The following is a 20418-nucleotide window of genomic DNA, read 5'->3' as shown; positions in this document are numbered from 1 at the left end:
CCCAGAGAAGGAACAAGCAATGACCATACTCGTCACCGGCGGTGCCGGTTTCATCGGCAGCAATTTCGTGCTCGACTGGCTGGCCCAGAGCGAAGAGACCGTCGTCAACCTCGATCTGCTGAGCTACGCCGGCAATCTGGAAAACCTGGCCAGCCTGCAGGGTGACACGCGCCATGTCTTTGTGCAGGGCGACATCTGTGACCGCGCCCTGGTCGATCGCTTGCTGAGCGAACACCGGCCGCGCGCGCTGGTCCATTTCGCGGCCGAAAGCCATGTCGACCGCTCGATCAGCGGCCCCGGCGCCTTCATGCGCACCAATATCGAGGGCACCTACACCTTGCTGGAGGCCAGCCGCCAGTATTGGTCCGGCCTCGATGACGCGGCCAAAGCGGCGTTCCGCTTTCACCATGTCTCGACCGATGAGGTCTATGGTTCGCTGGCGCCCCAGGACCCGGCTTTCGCCGAGACCAAGACCTACGAACCCAACAGTCCTTACTCGGCCAGCAAGGCCGCCAGCGACCATCTGGTGCGCGCCTGGCACCACACCTACGGCCTGCCGGTGCTGACCACCAACTGCAGCAATAACTACGGCCCCTATCACTTCCCCGAGAAGCTGATCCCGCTGATGATCGTCAACGCCCTGGCCGGCAAGCCGCTGCCGGTGTACGGCGACGGTCAGCAGATCCGCGACTGGCTCTATGTCACCGACCATGCTGCGGCCATTCGCGCCGTGCTGGCCGGCGGCCGACTGGGCGAGACCTACAACATCGGCGGTTGGAACGAGATGGCGAATATCGACATCGTCAAGACCGTCTGTGCCCTGCTGGACGAGCTGCGCCCGGATTCGGCCGGCCCATACAGCCGCCTGATCACCTACGTCAAGGACCGCCCCGGCCACGATCGGCGTTATGCCATTGACGCTCGCAAGATCGAGCGTGAACTGGGCTGGCGTCCGGCGGAGACCTTTGCCAGCGGCATTCGCAAGACGGTTCAGTGGTATCTCGACCACCCCGAATGGATCGCGCGAGTGCAAAGCGGCGCCTATCGAGACTGGGTCTCGCAGCAGTACGGAGCTTGAGTTGACACGCATTCTCCTGTTGGGCAAGAACGGCCAAGTCGGCTGGGAGTTGCAACGCGCGCTCAGCCCCTTGGGCGAGCTGATTGCCCTGGATCGCCATGACGGCGGCGACCTGGCGGACAGCGCGGCTCTGAGCGCCACCGTGCGGCGCATCGCACCACAGCTGATCGTCAATGCGGCTGCCTACACGGCCGTGGACAAGGCCGAGAGCGACAGCAGCACAGCGCAGCAAATCAATGCCACAGCGCCCGGACTGCTGGCCGAGGAAGCCGCGCGCCTTGGCGCGCTGCTCGTGCACTACAGCACCGATTACGTCTTCGATGGCAGCGGCGAACAGGCCCGTGACGAAACGGCTGCGACGGCGCCGCTGAGCGTCTATGGCGCCAGCAAGTTGGCCGGTGAAGAGGCCATCCGCGCCAGCGGCTGCCAACACCTGATCCTGCGCACCAGCTGGGTCTATGCGGCACGGGGCGGCAACTTTGCCAAGACCATGTTGCGCCTGGCCGCCGAACGTGAGCAGCTGAGCGTGATCTCTGACCAGATCGGCGCACCCACCGGGGCCGACCTGCTGGCCGACTTGTGCGCCCACATGGCCCGCGCGACCTTGAGCGATCCAAGCTTGGCAGGCACCTATCACGCGGTCGCCGCCGGTGCGACCAGCTGGCACGCCTATGCCTGCCACGTGATCGAGTTCGCGCGCGCCCGAGGCACAAGCCTAAGGGTCGCCGCCGAACAGGTGCTGGCCATTCCGACCTCGGCCTACCCGACGCCGGCACGCCGCCCCTTGAATTCGCGTCTGGCCACAGACAAACTCCAGCAAGCCTTCGGTCTTCGCCTGCCCCACTGGCAGCAGGGCGTCGACCGCATGCTGGCCGAGATCCTCTAAACCCTCAGTGGCCGGGCCGCCCAAGCGCGCCAGGGCCCAAGGAGCCGCAATGAGCAAGACCCGCAAAGGCATCATCCTCGCCGGAGGCTCCGGCACACGCCTGCATCCCGCCACCCTGGCCATGAGCAAGCAGCTGCTGCCGGTCTACGACAAGCCCATGGTGTACTACCCGCTGAGCACCTTGATGCTGGCGGGCATCCGCGACATCCTGTTGATCAGCACGCCGCAGGACATTCCGCGCTTCGAGGCCTTGCTGGGTGACGGCAGGCGCTGGGGCCTGAACATCAGCTACTGCGTGCAACCCAGCCCGGACGGCTTGGCCCAAGCCTTCATCCTCGGCCGCGACTTCATCGACGGCGCACCCAGCGCCCTGGTGCTCGGCGACAACATCTTCTACGGCCACGACTTCCAGGGCCTGCTGAACCACGCCAATCACACCAACACCGGCGCGACGGTGTTCGCTTACCACGTGACCGACCCGGAGCGCTACGGCGTGGTCGAGTTCGACGGGCAGCAAAAGGCCTTGTCGATCGAAGAAAAGCCCAAGGCGCCGAAAAGCAATTACGCGGTGACCGGTTTGTACTTCTATGACGAGCAGGTCTGCGACATCGCCGCAGCCATCAAACCCAGCCCCCGCGGCGAGCTTGAAATCACCGATGTCAACGCCCAGTACCTGCGCCAAAACCAGTTGCAGGTGGAAATCATGGGCCGCGGCTACGCCTGGCTGGACACAGGCACGCATGACAGCCTGCTGGAAGCCGGTCAGTTCATTGCCACGCTGGAGAAACGCCAGGGCCTGAAGGTGGCCTGCCCGGAAGAGATCGCCTTTCGGTCGGGCTGGATCTCGGCCGAACAACTGGCCGCCCTGGCCCAACCCCTGGCCAAAAACGGTTATGGCCAGTACCTGCAGAAACTGCTCACCGAACAATCATTCTGATGAAGATCACCGCCACTTCCCTGCCCGACGTCCTGATCATCGAACCGCGTGTCTTCGGTGATGCGCGCGGTTTTTTCACCGAAAGCTGGAGCGAAAAAGTCTTCAATGAAGCCGTGGGCCAGCCCGTGCGCTTTGTGCAGGACAACCACTCGCGCTCGAGCCGCGGTGTGCTGCGAGGCCTGCACTACCAGCTGACACCGCATGCCCAGGGCAAACTGGTGCGCTGTGTATCCGGTGCAGTTTTCGATGTCGCGGTGGATCTACGTCGCTCCAGTCCCCATTTCGGCCGCTGGGCAGGTGTCGAACTGAGCGCGGACAACCATCGCCAGCTCTGGGTCCCGCCTGGCTTTGCCCATGGTTTCCTGGTGCTGAGCGAGACCGCCGACTTCCTTTACAAGACCACCGACACCTACGCGCCGCAGGCCGAGGGTTCGGTGCGCTGGGACGACCCGGAGATCGGCATCGAATGGCCGGACTTGGGGCTGGCTCCCTTGCTGGCGGAGAAAGACTTGAAGGCGCCGCTGTTGAAGGACGCCAAGCACTTCGACTGAGCCGAGGCTTCAAGAGCGGGTCTCACGCTTACCCGACATCGCTTCAGACCGCGCACTCAACCTTCAGTGCATGGGCCGGCCACCCCGGCCAATGCCGTGATGCTCCAGACCCATGGCCTGCATCAAAGCGGGCTCCCACTGATTGCGGCCGTCGAAGACCACCGGCTGCTTCAGCGCGCTCTTGATGCCGTCGAAATCAGGCGTACGGAATTCCTTCCACTCGGTCACCAAGAGCAAAGCATCTGCGTCGCCCAGGGCAGACTCGGCGCTGTCGCAGAAACGCAGGCCGTCCAGATGACCCAGCAAGCGCTGAGCTTCGGGCATGGCGACCGGGTCGTAGGCGGCCAGCGTGGCGCCGCGCTTCAACAACTCCTGCACGATCACCAGGGCCGGTGCCTCGCGCATATCGTCGGTATTGGGTTTGAAAGCCAGGCCCCAGAGCGCGAAATGACGGCCCGCCAGATCGGCGCCAAAGCGCTCCACCACCTTGTCCACCAGCAAGAGCTTCTGGCGTTCGTTGGCCGCCTCGACCGCCGTCAGCACGCGCAGCGGGATGCCCTCGCCTTCAGCGGCGCGGATCAGGGCTTTGACATCCTTGGGAAAGCAGGAACCGCCGTAGCCAGCGCCGGCATAGAGAAAGCTGTAGCCGATGCGCGGATCCGAGCCGATGCCGCGGCGCACCAACTCGATGTCAGCACCAACTCGCTCGGCCAGCAGCGCCAGCTCATTCATGAAGCTGATGCGGGTGGCCAGCATGGCATTGGCGGCGTACTTGGTGAACTCGGCGCTGCGCAGGTCCATGACGATCATGCGGTCATGGTTGCGGGTGAAGGGCGAGTACAGCGCACGCATGAAGAGCGTGGCCTGCTCGTCGTCGGAGCCGACGATGATGCGGTCGGGCTTCATGAAGTCCTCGACCGCCGCGCCCTCTTTCAGGAATTCCGGATTGGAGACGACCGAGAAATTGAGCGTTGAGCCGCGCTTGGCCAACTCTTCCGCCACGGCCGCTCGCACCCGGTCGGCCGTGCCCACCGGCACCGTGCTCTTGTCGACGATGACCTTGTAATCAGTCATGCGCTGGCCGATCGAGCGGGCCGCCGCCAGCACATACTGCAGGTCGGCCGAGCCGTCTTCATCAGGCGGCGTGCCCACACCAATGAACATGATGGTGCCGTGATTGACGGCCAGATCTGCATCGGTGGTGAACTGCAGGCGGCCGGCCGCCACATTGCGGCGCACGATCTCCAGCAGCCCGGGTTCATGGATGGGGATCTGCCCCTCATTGAGGATGCGGATCTTTTCTGCGTTCACATCCAGGCAGACCACATGGTTGCCCATCTCGGCCAGGCAGGCGCCCGTGACCAGACCCACATAACCGGTGCCGATGGCGGTGACTTTCATTCAGTGGCTTTCTTGTGCAGTAAGAGCAAGTCCAAGCGTCGCAGACAGAGCGTAGCGCCAAGGCCAGTTTTTAACCGCTGAATATGAAGGTCTGATGAGCCGTTTGGCGGAGGATCAGAAAAAAGCCCGCCGGCAGTGAAGCGGGCGGGCTGGCGTTCTCGGCGCGGCGCTGCTCAGCACTCAGGCCGGCAGGTCCCCGGATCAGACCTTGTAGTAGTCGCGGTACCAAGCAACGAACTTGGTCACACCGTCCGGGACCGGCATGGCCGGGCGGAACTGGGTCCAGGCGGCCAGCTCTTCGACGTCGGCATGGGTGGCCGGCACATCGCCGTCCTGCAGAGGCATGAAGTTCTTGATCGCCTCGCGCCCGACCGCCTTTTCGATCGCCTCGATGAAGGCCATCAGCTGAATCGGTGCATGGTTGCCAATATTGAAGATGCGGTACGGCGCGTTCGAATGCGCCGGGTCGCTCTTGTCCGAGTCATAGCCAGGCTCGGGTGTGGCCGCGCGGTCCAGCACGCGCACCACGCCTTCGGCAATGTCGTCCACATAGGTGAAGTCACGAATCATCTGACCGTGATTGAAGACATTGATGGGCTTGCCTTCGATGATGGCCTTGGTGAACAGGAACAAGGCCATGTCCGGCCGGCCCCAAGGGCCGTAGACGGTGAAGAAGCGCAGGCCCGTGGTCGGCAGGCGGAACAAATGGCTGTAGGTGTGAGCCATCAGCTCATTGGCCTTCTTGGTCGCGGCATACAGGCTGACCGGATGGTCAACGCTGTGGTGCTCCGAGAAGGGCATCAAGGTGTTGCCGCCATAAACGCTCGAGCTGGAGGCGTAAGCCAGATGCTGCACCCCGTTGTGGCGGCAGCCTTCCAGGATGTTGGTGAAACCGACGATATTGCTGTCGATATAGGCGTGCGGGTTCTCGATCGAATAGCGCACACCGGCCTGAGCGGCCAGGTGGACGACGCGGTCGAACTTGTGGTCCTTGAACAGTTTTTCGATGCCGGGCCGGTCGGCCACATCCATCTGCACGAACTCGAAGCCGGGCTTGGGCGTCAAGCGCGCCAGACGGTTGTGCTTGAGCTGGGGGTCGTAGTAGTCGTTGAGATTGTCCAGGCCGACCACTTGGTCGCCACGCGCCAGGAGGATCTGGCTGACATGCATGCCGATGAAGCCGGCCGCGCCGGTGACGAGTACTTTCACAGAATCTCCTGGTTCAGGGGCCAAGCCGAAGCGGCACGCTTCGGCCCTACCGTGCCCTCAACCGCAATGGGCGCCCGGTTTGCTGCGCGCATTCTCGCTGACAAGCGCCCTCGGTTCCGCAACAGCCCCAGCGCAGCAGCGGCAAAAATCACCATCACCACCCATGTCAGGGAGTCCAAGTCCAGAGCGGCCCCAGCAGTGCGCGGACCGGTCACGAGCTGCGCCTAGAATCGCCCGCACTTGCCAAACCCGGTCGCACCCTGAGGCAACGACCGTCTGGCCACACATCTCCAGCGAGACGCCATCCCATGACCACCAGCCCCGCACTGCCCTGCATCCACCTGATTGCCGGCGCCCGCCCCAATTTCATGAAGATCGCGCCCATCGTGCGCGCTCTGCAGGCCGACGGCCGCCTGGCCTGGAAGATCATTCACACCGGCCAGCACTACGACCGCGACATGAACGATGTCTTCTTCGAGGAACTCGGCATCCCCACGCCCGATGTGCGCCTGGGTTGCGGAGGCGGTACCCACGCCGACCAAACCGGCAAGATCATGCTGGCCTATGAGAGCCTGTGCGCAGCAGAGAAGCCGGCCGCCTGCCTGGTCGTCGGCGATGTCAACTCGACCCTGGCCTGCTCCATCGTCGCCAAGAAAGCCGGCATCCCGGTTGCGCACGTCGAAGCCGGCCTGCGCAGCGGCGATATGTCCATGCCCGAGGAGATCAACCGCCTGGTCACCGACGCCATCAGCGACTGGTACTTCGTCACCGAGCCCAGCGGCACCCAGCATCTGCAGCGTGAAGGCAAGGACATGAGCACCGTCTACGACGTCGGCCATGTGATGGTGGACAACGTCCTGTTCCAGGCCGAGAAGCTCAAGACCCAGGACACCTCGGTTCTGGAAAGCGATGCCTATAAGCGCCAGCATGCGCGCTACGGTGTGGTCACCCTGCACCGCCCCAGCAATGTCGACAGCGCCGAAGCCCTGGAGCGCATTGCCAGCGTCTTGCGCACCGTTTCGGCCGAGATCCCCCTGGTCTTCCCGGTGCATCCGCGCACCCGCTCCAATATCGAAAAGTTCGGCCTGCAACTGGGCGCCAACGTCACCCTGATGGGCCCGCAGGCGTACATGTCCTTCCTGCATCTGTGGAAGGATGCTGCGCTGGTGCTGACCGACAGCGGCGGCCTCCAAGAGGAAACCACCGCCCTGGGCGTGCCCTGTATCACCATGCGTGAGAACACCGAGCGCCCCATCACCGTGGACGAGGGCAGCAATGTCCTGGCCGGCACTGACCCCGCCGTCATCATCCCCCTGGCGCTGGACACTCTGAAGAACGGTGGCAAGCACGGCCGCCGCCCGGCCCTGTGGGATGGCAAGTCGGCCGAACGCATCGTCGACATCCTGGCGAGCCGGCTCGGCGCCTGAACCTCGCAAAAGGGCCGGCGTAACACTCTGAAAGCGCGTCAGAACTGTCATGTCGGACGCCTAGAATCGCCGGCCTGGCCCCGCCCTCCTCGCCCGATCTGACTGCCGAAAGCCGCCCACCCATGAACCGCCCCCGCATCCAGATGATGGGCTGCACCATCGACAATCTGTCCATGGAAGAGACCTTGCAGACCGTCGAGGGCTTCATCGCCAGTGGCCGGCCGCATCAGCATGTGGTCGTCAATGTCGACAAGCTGGTCAAGGCACAAAATGACCCCGAGTTGCGTCAAATCATCAACGACTGCGCGCTCATCAATGCCGACGGCATGCCTGTCGTCTGGGCATCCCGCCTGCTGGGCAAGCCCTTGAAGGAACGGGTGGCCGGTGTCGACCTGTTCGAAGCGTTGATGGCCCGGGCGGCCAGCAAGGGCTGGCGCGTCTACCTGCTCGGCGCCAAGGAAGAGATCGTCTCCCGCGTGCATCAGCTCTACCAGGCCCGCTTCCCTGAGCTGGTCTTTGCCGGCTACCGCAACGGCTATTGGAAGCCCGAGGAAGAAAGCGGCGTCGTCGATCAAATCGCGGCAGCCCGCGCCGACCTGCTCTTTGTGGCCATCAGTTCGCCCAAAAAAGAGCAGTTCCTGGGCGCCTACCAGGCTCGCATGAAGATCCCTTTCGCCATGGGCGTCGGCGGCACCTTCGATGTGGCCGCCGGCAAGGTCAAGCGGGCCCCGGTCTGGATGCAGAAGTCCGGTCTCGAGTGGTTCTACCGCTTTCTGCAGGAACCGCGCCGCATGTTCCGACGTTATTTCATCGAGGACATGGCATTTCTGGGTCTGATGGTGAAGGAATGGCGCGCCCGCTGAGGATCTGCGCCGAGGGCCGCTGGGCCTGTTGCTTGGTTCAGAAACCCGGCCAAGCCTGAACATGGAGCGCTTTTCCAGCGATTAATGCCGGCTCAGCGCACAGCCAAATCGACCGTCAGCCTGCACAATTGATGTTCCGGCGCGCGCCCCTGCTGCAGTGGCGCGCTTTGGCGGTTGCCGATCGCCCGCCGCACTTCAGTGCTAGGTAGTACCCATCATGGCCACTCCCACCACCCGCTTGTCTTCCCTGAGCCGCGCCAGCGCGACGCTATCGCTGATGCTGTGTCTGGCGGCCTGCCAGCAACCGCAGGTGCGAAATCCAGAGCAAGAGCTGTTGAAAGTCGACCCTCCGGCTGCCGGCTTGATCCCCGCCAGTGGAGATGCCTGCACACCCCTGCCGGCTGATTGGCTGGAACAAACACCATCCCATATGCGGCGCATTTCGCCTCTCGATTGCGCCAGCCTGAGCAGCACTCCGCTGTTCTCCTGGGGCGAGGCGGGCGACCGACAACTCACAACACCCTGGACCCTGGTGGTCCGGCTGCGCGGTGGCGGCACCGTGCTCCTCAACCGATCCGACATCACCGCCCCTCGATTTCCAATCGAGGCAGCATTGAGCCCAGGCAACTATGAATGGGCGGTCAGCTACACCAACACGCAGGGCGCGCGAGTGAGCACCCAATGGCGGCGGTTCTCAATCGTCGAGCCCACCAATGCCTTGAGCAAAGGACTGTCAGCCACTGCAACAAGCGCCACCACCGCAGCCCTGCCCGACGGTCAAGCCATTGCAATTGTGGCCGCCGGTAAGGCACGGCCTAGGGTGCTCCCCAGCGGCAGCAGCTATGCCAAGATCGCACAAGCAGCTCAAAACGGTGACAACTTACCGGTACTGAACACCCTGCGAGCAGGCGCAAGATTTGCGCTCACGCAAGCCCTGCCTGCTGCCCCCGTCTCATCCCAAAGCGCGTCCGGTTTGAACGCGGTGGTCAACGAGCGGACCATGCGCCAAGCGGCGCGGGCGGAGCGCGAGTATATGGAGCGGCTCACATTGATCGGTCGTTTGGACGGCAACACCGCCATGCTCGCTGCCAGCAAGCTGCGCCTGCTCAATCTCGCGGCATGGCCGCCCACGGGCCTCAGCAGTGAAAGTTCCAGCGATCAGACGAACCGCGAAGTCTATCTGGCACTGGCACAAGGTCTTGACATGCTGTGGCAAGAGCTCAGCGCCACCGAAAGATCGCTTGTGACGGCCGCGCTGCGCGCTCGCGTGATGCAGGCCACCTCTGCTCTCAGCTATCTCGACAAAGAACCCTACGAATCGCACGGCATTGAAAACGTTCGTTGGATCAACCAAGCCTTGCTGCTGGCAGTTGGGCTGCCCGGTTTCCCAGAGGCCCAGGGCTTGCTGGCCAAAAACTGGGATCTCAGTCGCTTCACTCTGGGTATCTGGGGCGAGGTGGACGGCAGCTTCGGCAATGGCATCGCCTACGGTTGGTACGCAGCCTTGGGGGCCATCCCCTACTCAGCCTCCGTGCGGGCCATCACCGGCGTCGATGTCTATCAGCTGGAGTACATGCGCAGATCTGGCGAGCAAATGATGGCGTTCACGGCGCCGAATCTGTTGCAGCCCAGTGCCTTTGGCGACGAGACCGAAACCCAGGATCTCTACGCCAACTACACCGCCAGCTACTACCGCCTGCATGCGCAAATGACACGCAATGCCCAGGACGCTTGGTATTGGAGAGTGAAGCCGGGCAATGTCAGCAGCCCCAACGACGCGGTGATCTGGCAGCTGCTGCTGCTCGGCGCCGATGACCGCCCCATGCCTGCCGCCCTGCCGCCGACACAGAACAGCTGGGTTTCCCGCGATGCCGGTCTGGCCGCCTTGCATGTCGATGCCAAGTTGTCCGCACGCACCAGCCTGTTCTTCCGGTCCAGCCGCTTTGGAGCGTTCAACCACTCTCATGCGGACCAAAATTCCGTCGTCTACGTCTCACAAGGCAAGCCGCTGTTGATCAGCGCGGGCTATTACCCGTACTACAACTCTCCGCACCACAAATCAGTCACACGGGCCACGCGCTACAAGAACGCGTTGACGTATGACGGCGGTTTTGGACAAAGCGAAAGTGTGGCTGGCGCCCTGAAGCCATCGAATCCGGCGCATAGCATGGATGCCAGGGGCGACATCATTTACCACGAGACACGCGGCGCGCTCTCAGCTGTGACCGGTGATGCCGCCCTGGCCTACCGCGCGATCAACCCGAGTACTGGCGTCTGGGTCCCTCAGCTCAGCAATGCCGTGCGTAGCGTGGTGATGGATCGCGCCAGTGGCGTCACCTTGATTTACGACTGGGCCACCAGCAGCAAGGCCAGGCAATGGGAGCTGAACTTCCACTCGCCCAATGCCTTTGTCGCCGATGCGAGCACCGTCAAGACCAGCAATGGTGCGGCTTCCGTGTGCCTGGATCGCCATGGCCCGGCCACCAGCTTCACGCAGACCATGGCCTGGGACGTGCCGCCCGAAACGCCCATGCCAGCTCAAGGCCATGCGCGCTTCACCGCCTTGGCCCCGAGCACCGAACTGGCGCACCTCACCGTCCTGCGCGACGGCTGCAAGGTCACGCCCGTGCAGGTGAGTCAGCAAGGCACCCGCATTGCCGTGGTTCTGGGCAATCAGGTCATCAGCTTCGACAAGCGCTCCACGCAACTGCCCCCATGACGGGGCTCGCGGGCCCGCTTTGCCATGAAGCCGGCCCGCGATGCAACAACACCGCAATCTTGACCTACGGGCACCGATACCGGTGCAGGCTCACCGAGGTCGAACCGTCAGAACTGTACGCAAGACCTGACCGGGCTTGAGCTGAGCTGCGACCGTGAGCACCGGCGCGGGGTGCTTTTCGTAGAAGGCATGGGACGCCCAGCCCTGCAACTCCTGATCGGTTTCGACACCGCAGCTCACCCGGCCCTGGAGTTCGGCGCCACTGAGCTCCAGCTGCAACTGATTTCTCAATGCCGCGAGTGTGCCGCGCTGCGCCGCGCCGTCCCACTGCATCTGACCGTCCGGCGTTCCGTGCCAGAACAGCTCCACGCCATGGGTCTGCTGGCACTCCAACCAGTCTTCGACCGTCAGGCAGCCGGCCTCGGCATTCCAGCTGAGGCGGCGGTGGTGGTGCACGGGGTCCTTCAAGCGCGTGTAACCGTCATGGCTGGCGTGGATCACGGCACCATCTTCACTGAATGCATGAATGCGCGTGTTGACGTCTTGAAGCCAAAGAAAGCTGGCGCCGTAAATGGACTGGTCTTCACCATCCACACGCAAGGTGTTGTGGGCCGACGTGCCTCGGAAAAACTTCCGCCACTGTGGCGCTGAGTTGTAGCAATAGGTGCCGGAGTCCAGCAGCAAAGCTTCACCAGCAACGCCGAGCAACACCGACAAGGCATCGGCATGGCCATGGCCTGCAATGCCCAGACAGCCCAATGGGCCGCAGTCGAAGCTGACTCGGACCTCGTCACCTCGGTGCAGGTTGGAGCCCATCAGCATCAAACCGCCTTCCGGAAAATGACGTGGCAGCTCGCTCAGTCGATCGGGAGCGGTCGGCGGCGGGGCTTGCCGAGTCAGCCAAGGCACCGCCTTGTCTGCGGCAGGGTTCACCGCGTAGGCCTTCGCTTGCAGGTCTCCACGCTGAAACAAAGTGGCTCCGACAGCCAACAAGCACTGGTCGGCCGTGCCCTTGCCGTAGCCGAGGCGAAAGACCTCGCCGTCATCTGAATCTCCAAAACCGGGCATGCAGCCTTGGCAATCCATCTGGGCGGCGATGAACACCATGGCGGACTCGACACGTTGCCAATACGCAGCAGAGAAGTCATGACCAGCGGCTCGCCCGGCAAGTCCTGCTGCCAGCAAAAACTGCAAGGCGAAGCCGTGGTACTCCGTGGCTTGTTCCCAGTTGACACCATCCGAACTGAACTGCTTCTGCGCCTCGCGCTCGAGGATTGCCTGCGCCGAGCTGCGCAGCGCTTGGCTTGCCGGCCAGCAGTCCCAGGTGCACGCGGCAACGAAGACGCCCGCCGCTTCGCCCAGCAAATGGTTGTTCCCTGAAGAGTGAAAGGAGTAGTTGTCACTGGCAAAGCGCATGTGCTGGTAGATGCTGCACAACCAGTTCTGCCGCAATGCCTGGCCCTGACTACCCTCGAACAAGGCGGAGTTGGCGCCGCCAATCAGATGCCAGACCAGGCTCCAATTGATCAAGCGAATGCCCTGCTCCACCGGCGATGACCAGTTCGGCCCCAAGGGATACGGGCAGGCTTCAAGCCAGCGCGCCAGATGTTGACCCAGGGCCTGCAGGTACTTGCTGTGGCCCGTGTGCGCGTAAGCCTGTGCCAGGCGCACCCACCAGAGGTGGCGGTTCAGCTCCCACAAGAACTTGATGTCGATATCGCCGGCCATGTGGCGGAAATCAATGCTCAGGCCGAAATCCAAAGGCACCGGGTGGCCGGTTCTGGGGTCGGCATTCCAGTCCGGGGCGGCAGCGCTGAAATCAAGGTCCAGGCCAAAAATGCGCGGGCCACGCGCCAGCAAGGTCTCGGCGTCTGCCTCTAGATCGCGGCCATCGGCCTCGCTCAAGGCGGGGGCCCAGACCCAGGCAGCACCGAAGCCTGGCTTGGCCAGCAGCGGCGGCGGCTGGCGCGCGTCCCAGAAACCTCGCGACTGCGCAGCCGTGCGCACAAAGCTGCCCACCCGATAGGGAATCTCCACCACGCTGATGCGGCTGAGGCGTCGCGTCAGCCAACGCAAACGCTCGGCACTGGGCAACTTCATGCTTTGGATTCCGCCAAGGCCGAATGATCGGATGAGGCGCTGAGTTCAGGCACATCGCGCAAACCAGCCTGCCTGTACAGGGCCAGCAATTTGGGCAGATTGGCTTGGTGAGAGAACTTGGCGAGAAACGCCTTCCGGCCTTCGGCTCCCATGCGTTCCGCACATAGCCGGTCACCCAGAATGGTCAGCAAAGCCTGGGCCAGGCCGGGGATGTCGCCAGGGCTGAGCAAAAGCCCGGTGAGCTCCGTTTGCACCGCTTCGGCAATACCGCCAATCGGGCACGACACGACCGCCCGCGACCTCGCCATGGCCTCCAAGATGGCCATGGGCAAGCCCTCGTGATACGAGGGCAGAGCGAACAGCCAGGCCTGTTGGAACAACTGCTCCTTGCGCTCGGTATTCACCCAACCCGCGAACTCAACCGAGGCCGCCAATCCGAGCCGAGCCACCTCGGCATGCAGCTTGTCCACCTCCCCGTCGCCGCCGATCACGAGCCGGGCCTCAGGCAGGCGCTCCAAGACTCGCGCGAAAGCCTGCAGCAGATCGAAGGTGCCCTTGCGGTCGCCGATTCGGCCGAGAAACAGTGCAGTCGGCACAGCGCCCAGAACCGGCGCATCGGCGCCTTGCTCCGTGGCTGAGGACAAAGAATTGAACAAGACGTCCACCCGCGCATTCGGCTCCACCCGCAAGACCCATTGGCGCCATTCGGTCGACAAGGCGAGAACACGGAAGGAGCGGCGAAGCATGAAACGAATGCAGCTTTGGCGCCAAGGGCTGCCGTCGGCATGGAACGATTCGAAGTCACTGCCATGCAGGTGAACGACCACAGGCACGCGCAGCACGAACGCAGGGACCAGCAAGATCAGCTTGCGCCAGAAACTGCCCCCATGAGAGCTGTGGGCATGAACCAAGGAAACTCGGCCCAGGCAAAGCGCCAGCCACAAGGTCCAGCACGCGCGCAAAAACGGCAGCACCCGGCCCCACTTCGAGCGGTCGTGATGGCTGACCAACAAGCGCATGGCCCCGTTGTCGAACAGCCCGGCTTGCTGATACTGCCGAATGACAGTCGCGATGCCACCCTTGCCCTCAGGCGCCGTGGCCAGCATCCAGATCTGTTGTTTGCTCATCTTTTATCGACCTACATCCAAGGGCCTGGCAGGCGCAAGTGCCGTGAGCGCCGCACATGCCAAACAGTGAAAACGCCCCGCTTCCATGGCAGCCATGGCAAGCCTCAAGCGGCAATGACATCGGCCATTTGCCGGCGCCACACGGCCAAACCCAGCAAAGCAAACAGCTCCCGGCTGCGGTCGCGGAAGCCGCGCTGGTGCTCGTCCCACACCCGCGCCACTTCGCCCAGTTCAAAACCCAATCCCGCCAAGGCCGGATCCTGGAACAGCAGTGCATGGCACCTGTCCTTCCATTCCTGGCGAAGCATGCTGGCCACCGGCACCTGAAAACCGCGCTTGGGGCGGTTCACGATCTCTTTGGGCAGATAGTTGTGCGCCATCTGCTTGTGAATGATTTTGGTTTTGCCCAATGACAGCTTGAAGGCTGCAGGCAGAGACTCCACGAAGTGAACCAGTTCGGTATCCAGCAGCGGCACCCGCGCCTCCAGGCTGTGCGCCATGCTGACCTTGTCGCCGTACAGGAGCAGGTCGTCGGCCAGGCCCATACGCACATCGATGGACATCATTTGCTCCACGGCGCTCAAGGGTCGCCCCGCAGCCGACCAGTCCAGCCAGGTCTGAATCGAACTCAGCGCGCGGCCCGAACCAGTCTGGCCGATCAAGCGCCCACGCGCTGCTGCGTTGAACACGCAGTACTCGTTTTCGAAGCGTTCGTCGACTCGCGCGATCGCCGCAGACTGCGCACTCCGGAGCACGGCAGGGGGCACACCGGGCAGGCGTTCGAGCAAGGGGCGGGCAACGCTGACCAGCGTCTTGAACATTGGAATGTCTCTCAGCAGCTCACCCTGGTAGCGACGATAGCCTCCCAGCAACTCATCGCTGCCCTGCCCCGTCAGCACCACCGTCACATCCTCCCGGGCCCGTTGGCACAGGTACCACATGGGCAAGGCTGAGGTGGTGACCAAGGGCTCTTCCGTGGCGCTGACCGCAAGCTCAAAAGCCTGCCACAGGTCCTCATGGTCCAACTTCACGACGTGATGGGGCAGCCCCAGAACCTGGGCGGTGTGGGCAGCATCGCCAATTTCGCAGTCCGCGCTGTCCTCTTTGTAGCCCACGGTAAAACACGGCGCCTGAACGCCCGCATCGGCCGCCATCGCAGCGACCAAGGCCGAGTCAATACCGCCCGACAACAAGACGCCGACCGGCACATCCGACAGCATCTGTCGCTTGACCGCTTGAGCCACGCCCACTTGATAGGCAGCTGCCGCCTCCTCCAGCCCGCCCGCAAATCGTTCTGAACTGGGCTCGATATAACGGGTGACCGACGTGGCGCCACCGTCCACCGGCACGCAATGGATATGCCCCGGCGGCAGCCGCTGCACCCCGGCCAACAAAGTATGAGGCGAGGGAACGAAGCGCAAGCTCAAGAATGTGGCCAGCGACTCTGCATCGACCCCAAAGCGCTGCTCTGTCACCGCACACAGGCTGCGAATCTCCGATGCAAAACCAAATCCTTTGGGCGTCTGGGCAAAGTAAAGCGGCTTCACGCCAAAGGGGTCTCGAACCAAGTGCAGCTCGCGCTTCATTTGGTCCAGCACGGCAAAGGCAAAGATGCCGTTCAAGCGCTTCACCGTGGCCTCAACACCCCATTGACTGATCGCCTCGACCAGCGTCTCGGTGTCTGAGTGACCGCGCCAGCTGCGGGACAACTCAGCGCGCAAGTCCTGGTGGTTGTAAATCTCGCCATTGAAGGTCAGCACCCACCGACGGTCCACGCTGACCATGGGCTGCGCACCGGCTTCGGTCAAATCCTGAATCGCCAGGCGCGTATGGCCCAACCACACCGATTGGGTACCCAGCTCACTGAGCACCGCCCCCGAAGCATCCGGCCCACGCCGGCGCAAGGCGTGCAATGCCGCTTCCGCTCGGACCTCCCCGCCGGTCTTGAACACCAGACCCGTCACACCGCACATGGTTTCACTCCCTCTTCATTCTTCACAGGCTGGGCCACGCCATCAGAAGGCCACCGCCGCGCTCAAGTGGCAGACTTTTTATCGGCAAGCAAACCGCGGTACACCGCAGCAACACTGGCAGCAATCGCTTCGTAGGAACGGTGGTCTTTCACCCAAGCTCGCCCGCGTGCGCCCGCAGCGGCCGCTGCATCAGGCTCGCGCAACAACTGCAGGCAGGCATCTGCAAACAAGCGCGCCTCCATCGGGACACAAACCCCGCCGCCACTGGCTTCAATCACATACTTTTGGTCGGGGATGTCATTGCCCACACAGGGGATGCCCAGCGCCAGATACTCGACAGCCTTGGTTGGAGACGACACATCAAAGAGCTCGTTGCGCGGGATTGGCGAAAGGCCAATTTCGGCGCACTTGATCAACGAGAGAATTTCAGCTTGCGTTTGCCAGCCGGTCAAACAAACATGAGCCTCGAGATTTTCCTGCTGGATTTGAGACCGTATCCAAGCCTGCTCATCCGCGCTGGCTCCATCCCCTGCCATCAGCAAGAGCACTGAAGGTTCCTGCTCCCGGACCAACTTCAGTACCGCCAGAAGAAAATCACTCTGCCTTGATTTCCCCAAGGTACCCAGATAGGCAATGACGCGCCGCTGCACCAAGGGCTTGGGTATTGCCAAGGGGGCTTGAACTTGAGAAAACACCTCCACGTCCACACCCATGGGAACAGAGGTCATGCATTCTCGCGCAACACCTTTCCCCGCCATGAACTCCAGCATCGCATCGCTTTGAACAAATAAATGATCGACTCTGCCAGCAAGAAAATCATAGTAAACATGCCGAGCAAAAGCAGCACGAATACCGTTTACCAGCCAAACCAACATACCGTGGCTTCGACCAATTTCCCGATGGCGCAATCGGAAACCCTCGACAAAGGGGAAGGACATCCAATACACCATTTTCCGTCCGCTCAAACGGGCCATAATCCAAGCGATAAAACCGGTTCTAACTTTGTCTCGAACCTGGATCAAGCGATGCTCGGACTGAATTTTCCAAAGCAAAGCCAAATCAGAGAATGGGCGAAGCAAATATCCCAAGATACCCTTACGTTCACATCCGTGCAGATATACATGGCCACCGGACCAAGCCTGCGCTTCTGCCGCGCTGCAGCCACTGGCCAACTGCCCAAGCAGATCAGACTCGATACCAAGCTTGGGCAACTCTTTGCCAAACAAGACAGTGACATCTGGCCGGAAGGCCGGCAAGTAGTCGTACATCAAGAACAGAATTCTCTGGGCTGCCAATTCAATTGTCCTGAACGCTGGTCAAGATTCGCGCTGGCACACCGACGGCAACGGCGCCCGCAGGAACATCCTTCAACACCACGGCATTGGCTCCAATTTTTGCGCCACGCCCAATCCTTACCGGTCCGAGCACACAAGCACCGGCGCCGATATCGACGTCATCCTCAATGATGGGCACCTCGAGATAGCCGGAACGCCCGCCCAAAGTCACATTCTGAGAAATCTTGACGTTGCTACCAATGAAAACTCGTGCATGCACCACGATGCCCAAACCGCTATACCCAAACAAAACATTCTTTCCGACCGCAACAGTGGGGGGCAAAGCAATGGAAAACACGACCCTATTGAAAATATAGAGCAACCGGGGAATCAGTGGCACCCCCCAGTTCGACAAAATGTGGGCAAGCCTAAATATTCCAATCATTGAACTTCCCAAACAAACCCACCAGCCTATGAGGTCAACCCAACGTCGATTCAACGGACCGATGCCGCAAAGCGTGGCGAAAATAGTATAAGCAATGTGAACCACCACCGTCGCCCACCAATACTGCGCCACGCTGACACCCAAAGTTTGAACGCAGCATTTTTAGCCCCCTCTGCAGCCAACACTCTGGCCAGGGTTAAGCGCATCTCCGCAACCAGACGCAACGAACTTCGACGCAATTCCTCGCCAGATTTCATGGCCAAAGCACGATGCTCCAATCGAGACCAAACCGGCAGCAACTCACTAGCCCGATAAGAACCCACCAAACTATCTGCGATCCCGACCCTATACACGGCAATGGGCATATCCACCCATGCAATCGGCTCGTGCTCGCAGAGGCGAAACCAAAGATCCAAATCTTCCCCCATTGACTCGCCGACAGGGAATGGCTCGTCCATTTCCATCAAGCTACTGCGCCGCACCGCTACCGAACTCGTAAAAAATGGCATGCCGCTTCGCAGTAACTCCAGAGGCAAATTCCGAATCAATACATGAGCCTGCGGAATCATCATTTTCTTGAAAAGATGATCAGCCATCTGCGCATGCGGCACTCGCTCATATCCGCCCGACAAAATTTTAATTTCTGGGCTTCGCTCATAAGCGGCTTTCAAAACTGCCAAACAAGCAGGGTGATATAGGTCATCGCCATCCAGAAAGGCAACAAAAACTCCCCTAGCCTCAGCAATTCCTCGATTCCTCGCCGCCGACACGCCACCATTGGCCTGCCGTATCAGCCGTACGCGTGGATCGGACATGGCCGCCACCCGATCGGGGCCCTCATCGCGCGAACCATCGTCCACCACCACGATTTCGAAGTCCGGATCGCTCTGCGCCAGCACCGACGCCACCGTGGCCTCTATATAGGGGCCCTTGTTGTAGAGCGGTATGACAACCGACCAAAAAGGCGCGTGATCAGGCACCGCGCACGCTCCCGTGTTGCTCGGTGTCGGCCCAGGCCCTGGCCTGCACAGGTTTGCGCAAGCGCACGGTGGCCGGCGCGCCCGCCACCAACATCAGCAGCAAGACATGGAACAGCGATTCGCTGCCGAAGGTGTGCAGGCTGATCGGCACCTCGCTGATCGAGCGCACCAGCAGCAGCGCCCCCAGTGCAGCTGGCATGCCCTTGAAGGCCGCCAGGCGCGGCAGCGCCCTCGCCACCAGTGCGACCAAGTACACCAGGAAGCTGAGCAGGCCAATCAGCCCCGAAGCGGCCAGCACATTGAGGAACTGGTTGTGGGCGTGGAAGGCGGCGCTGTAGCCAATCTGGAAGCGGTGGTAGGCGTCCCACATCGCCGGACCGTAGCCGAAGAGCGGACTGCGTTGCCACTCGTCGATGGCCACGGCCCAAATTTCGGTACGTCCCGTCAAGGTGACCAGGTCGCCACCCGTACGGCTGGCCAGGAACTTGTCGATGCGCGCACCCAGCACGCCGGAGACCAGCACCACCATCACCCCGACCACCAGCAGCCCCAGCAAGCCCAGCAGGAACTGGCTCTGCAGCTTGTAGCGGCCACGTGCCAAGCCTTCACTGAAGCGGCCGCGGAAGTGGTAGTACAACAGAATCAGCAGGCACAAGACAGCAGCAATCCAGCTGGTGCGCGACTGCGTCAGCACCAGCGTCACCACGCCAACCAGCCAGGCCAGGCTTTGCACACTCTTGCGCTGGAAGGGCATGCACCACAGGCAGATCAGGCCCAGCACAGCCAGGGGCCCCATGGCATTGGGGCCGCTGGACAAGCCGTAGAAACGCACGTTAAAGCCGGGGATCAAGCCCCCCACGTAGGGCGCCAGCACCAGATTCTTCTTGACCACCAGAAACAACAGGCCCAGAGCCATGAAGGCAAACAAAGCATTGCGCGCCCAGATGATGGTGCGCCGCGCGCCGTTTTCGGTGGTGAGCAAGGCACCCGTGCCGATGATCAAGGCGTAGATGAATTCGTGCGAGACCGTGGGACGCGTACCCAAGCCCGCCGGCAAGGCCACCGAGCACAGCCAGAAGGCCGCATACGTCAGCATCAGCGCGCGCGGCGTGCTGGGCTGGCGTTTGGCCAGGATGAACTGGGCAATCCGCTCCAGCGAAGCCACCAGCAGGAAGATCGAGGTGATCCGCTGCATCCACTTGGCGGCCCTGCCGCCGGCCGCCAGCTCGGCCGCTTCCGGCACCAGCTCTTCCAGACCCAGATTCCGTGCCGAAGCGATGGTGGCCACGGCGATGGCCAGCACCATGGGAACGAACAAATAGGGCAAGAAGCCATCGGGACGCTTGACGCCAAAGTGCATGGTGCCGCCGATGATGAACACAAAGCCGATGGCCATGGTGAAGGCCATCAAGATGTAGGTGCCGAAAAAGACGACGATGCTCATGGGT

General features: G+C 62.1%; 16 protein-coding genes. 7 read left to right on the top strand and 9 right to left on the bottom strand.

The annotated features are described in order from the left end of the window. The first annotated feature begins 19 nt into the window (after positions 1–19). From rfbB to rfbC, 4 genes are read left to right on the top strand one after another with little or no spacing between them, the layout of a single operon-like run. Positions 20–1078 carry a dTDP-glucose 4,6-dehydratase gene (gene rfbB / locus LNV23_RS16645; protein ID WP_263564007.1) on the top strand — a complete coding sequence of 353 codons (1059 nt, stop codon included), beginning with the start codon at positions 20–22 and terminating at the stop codon, positions 1076–1078. A gap of 1 nt (position 1079) precedes the next feature. Next, a complete protein-coding gene (rfbD, locus tag LNV23_RS16640; protein WP_263564006.1) occupies positions 1080–1964 on the top strand; it encodes a dTDP-4-dehydrorhamnose reductase in 885 nt (294 codons plus the stop codon). Between the two features lie 49 nt (positions 1965–2013). Further along, the gene (rfbA, locus tag LNV23_RS16635) at positions 2014–2901 is read left to right on the top strand and encodes a glucose-1-phosphate thymidylyltransferase RfbA (RefSeq protein WP_263564005.1); all 888 of its coding nucleotides are present in this window, start codon (positions 2014–2016) and stop codon (positions 2899–2901) included. Beyond that, entirely contained in the window at positions 2901–3452 is a 552-nt protein-coding gene (gene rfbC / locus LNV23_RS16630) for a dTDP-4-dehydrorhamnose 3,5-epimerase (RefSeq protein ID WP_263564004.1), read from the top strand. The genes rfbA and rfbC overlap by 1 nt, the downstream gene beginning before the upstream one ends. 63 nt (positions 3453–3515) lie before the next feature. Here rfbC and LNV23_RS16625 read toward each other — a convergent pair whose 3' ends face one another. Then, on the bottom strand, positions 3516–4853 hold the full coding sequence (locus tag LNV23_RS16625) for a UDP-glucose dehydrogenase family protein (RefSeq protein ID WP_263564003.1): 1338 nt from the start codon (positions 4851–4853) through the stop codon (positions 3516–3518). A gap of 201 nt (positions 4854–5054) precedes the next feature. Further along, entirely contained in the window at positions 5055–6062 is a 1008-nt protein-coding gene (locus LNV23_RS16620) for an NAD-dependent epimerase (RefSeq protein ID WP_263519992.1), read from the bottom strand. Between the two features lie 308 nt (positions 6063–6370). Here LNV23_RS16620 and wecB point away from each other — a divergent pair, with 308 nt between their 5' ends. The 3 genes from wecB (at position 6371) to LNV23_RS16605 (ending at position 11071) form a co-directional block, all read left to right on the top strand. Continuing rightward, entirely contained in the window at positions 6371–7489 is a 1119-nt protein-coding gene (wecB, locus tag LNV23_RS16615) for a non-hydrolyzing UDP-N-acetylglucosamine 2-epimerase (RefSeq protein ID WP_263564002.1), read from the top strand. A gap of 122 nt (positions 7490–7611) precedes the next feature. Further along, positions 7612–8352, top strand: a complete 741-nt coding sequence (locus LNV23_RS16610) for a WecB/TagA/CpsF family glycosyltransferase (protein ID WP_263564001.1) — start codon at positions 7612–7614, stop codon at positions 8350–8352. A gap of 217 nt (positions 8353–8569) precedes the next feature. Beyond that, positions 8570–11071 carry a heparinase II/III domain-containing protein gene (locus LNV23_RS16605; RefSeq protein ID WP_263564000.1) on the top strand — a complete coding sequence of 834 codons (2502 nt, stop codon included), beginning with the start codon at positions 8570–8572 and terminating at the stop codon, positions 11069–11071. A gap of 90 nt (positions 11072–11161) precedes the next feature. On the opposite strand, the gene LNV23_RS16600 is transcribed toward LNV23_RS16605, so the two are convergent. The 7 genes from LNV23_RS16600 to LNV23_RS16570 form a co-directional block, all read right to left on the bottom strand. Continuing rightward, complete coding sequence (locus tag LNV23_RS16600; RefSeq protein ID WP_263563999.1) at positions 11162–13171, bottom strand: alginate lyase family protein; 2010 nt, start codon at positions 13169–13171, stop codon at positions 11162–11164. Further along, positions 13168–14298, bottom strand: coding sequence for a glycosyltransferase family 4 protein (locus LNV23_RS16595; RefSeq protein ID WP_263563998.1), 1131 nt, complete (start codon positions 14296–14298; stop codon positions 13168–13170). Before LNV23_RS16595 ends, LNV23_RS16600 begins: the two co-directional genes overlap by 4 nt. A 104-nt stretch (positions 14299–14402) precedes the next feature. Then, the gene (gene asnB, locus LNV23_RS16590; protein WP_263563997.1) at positions 14403–16271 is read right to left on the bottom strand and encodes an asparagine synthase (glutamine-hydrolyzing); all 1869 of its coding nucleotides are present in this window, start codon (positions 16269–16271) and stop codon (positions 14403–14405) included. Positions 16272–16333: 62 nt separating this feature from the next. Next, positions 16334–17539: a glycosyltransferase gene (locus tag LNV23_RS16585; RefSeq protein WP_263564107.1), complete on the bottom strand. Its 1206-nt coding sequence runs from the start codon at positions 17537–17539 to the stop codon at positions 16334–16336. A 28-nt stretch (positions 17540–17567) separates the two neighbouring features. Next, positions 17568–17903 (bottom strand): serine O-acetyltransferase, encoded by a 336-nt coding sequence (locus LNV23_RS16580; protein ID WP_263563996.1) that lies wholly within the window; start codon positions 17901–17903, stop codon positions 17568–17570. A 137-nt stretch (positions 17904–18040) separates the two neighbouring features. Further along, positions 18041–18970: a glycosyltransferase family 2 protein gene (locus LNV23_RS16575; RefSeq protein ID WP_263563995.1), complete on the bottom strand. Its 930-nt coding sequence runs from the start codon at positions 18968–18970 to the stop codon at positions 18041–18043. Then, positions 18963–20414, bottom strand: coding sequence for an O-antigen ligase family protein (locus tag LNV23_RS16570; protein ID WP_263563994.1), 1452 nt, complete (start codon positions 20412–20414; stop codon positions 18963–18965). The genes LNV23_RS16575 and LNV23_RS16570 overlap by 8 nt, the downstream gene beginning before the upstream one ends. Between the last annotated feature and the right edge of the window lie 4 nt (positions 20415–20418).

This window comes from Kinneretia sp. DJ1R-11, from assembly GCF_025717595.1.
GTDB lineage: Bacteria > Pseudomonadota > Gammaproteobacteria > Burkholderiales > Burkholderiaceae_C > Paucibacter_A.
This window is presented reverse-complemented; position numbering and strand designations above follow the sequence as displayed.

What these genes read in the sequence shown, in the direction of transcription:
- LNV23_RS16600 (WP_263563999.1), bottom strand. Translation starts at nt 13,171, where the DNA reads ATGAAGTTGCCCAGTGCCGAGCGTTTGCGTTGGCTGACGCGACGCCTC.
- LNV23_RS16585 (WP_263564107.1), bottom strand. Translation starts at nt 17,539, where the DNA reads ATGTACGACTACTTGCCGGCCTTCCGGCCAGATGTCACTGTCTTGTTT.
- LNV23_RS16625 (WP_263564003.1), bottom strand. Translation starts at nt 4,853, where the DNA reads ATGAAAGTCACCGCCATCGGCACCGGTTATGTGGGTCTGGTCACGGGC.
- LNV23_RS16605 (WP_263564000.1), top strand. Translation starts at nt 8,570, where the DNA reads ATGGCCACTCCCACCACCCGCTTGTCTTCCCTGAGCCGCGCCAGCGCG.
- rfbC (WP_263564004.1), top strand. Translation starts at nt 2,901, where the DNA reads ATGAAGATCACCGCCACTTCCCTGCCCGACGTCCTGATCATCGAACCG.
- rfbB (WP_263564007.1), top strand. Translation starts at nt 20, where the DNA reads ATGACCATACTCGTCACCGGCGGTGCCGGTTTCATCGGCAGCAATTTC.
- asnB (WP_263563997.1), bottom strand. Translation starts at nt 16,271, where the DNA reads ATGTGCGGTGTGACGGGTCTGGTGTTCAAGACCGGCGGGGAGGTCCGA.
- rfbA (WP_263564005.1), top strand. Translation starts at nt 2,014, where the DNA reads ATGAGCAAGACCCGCAAAGGCATCATCCTCGCCGGAGGCTCCGGCACA.
- wecB (WP_263564002.1), top strand. Translation starts at nt 6,371, where the DNA reads ATGACCACCAGCCCCGCACTGCCCTGCATCCACCTGATTGCCGGCGCC.
- LNV23_RS16570 (WP_263563994.1), bottom strand. Translation starts at nt 20,414, where the DNA reads ATGAGCATCGTCGTCTTTTTCGGCACCTACATCTTGATGGCCTTCACC.
- LNV23_RS16610 (WP_263564001.1), top strand. Translation starts at nt 7,612, where the DNA reads ATGAACCGCCCCCGCATCCAGATGATGGGCTGCACCATCGACAATCTG.
- LNV23_RS16595 (WP_263563998.1), bottom strand. Translation starts at nt 14,298, where the DNA reads ATGAGCAAACAACAGATCTGGATGCTGGCCACGGCGCCTGAGGGCAAG.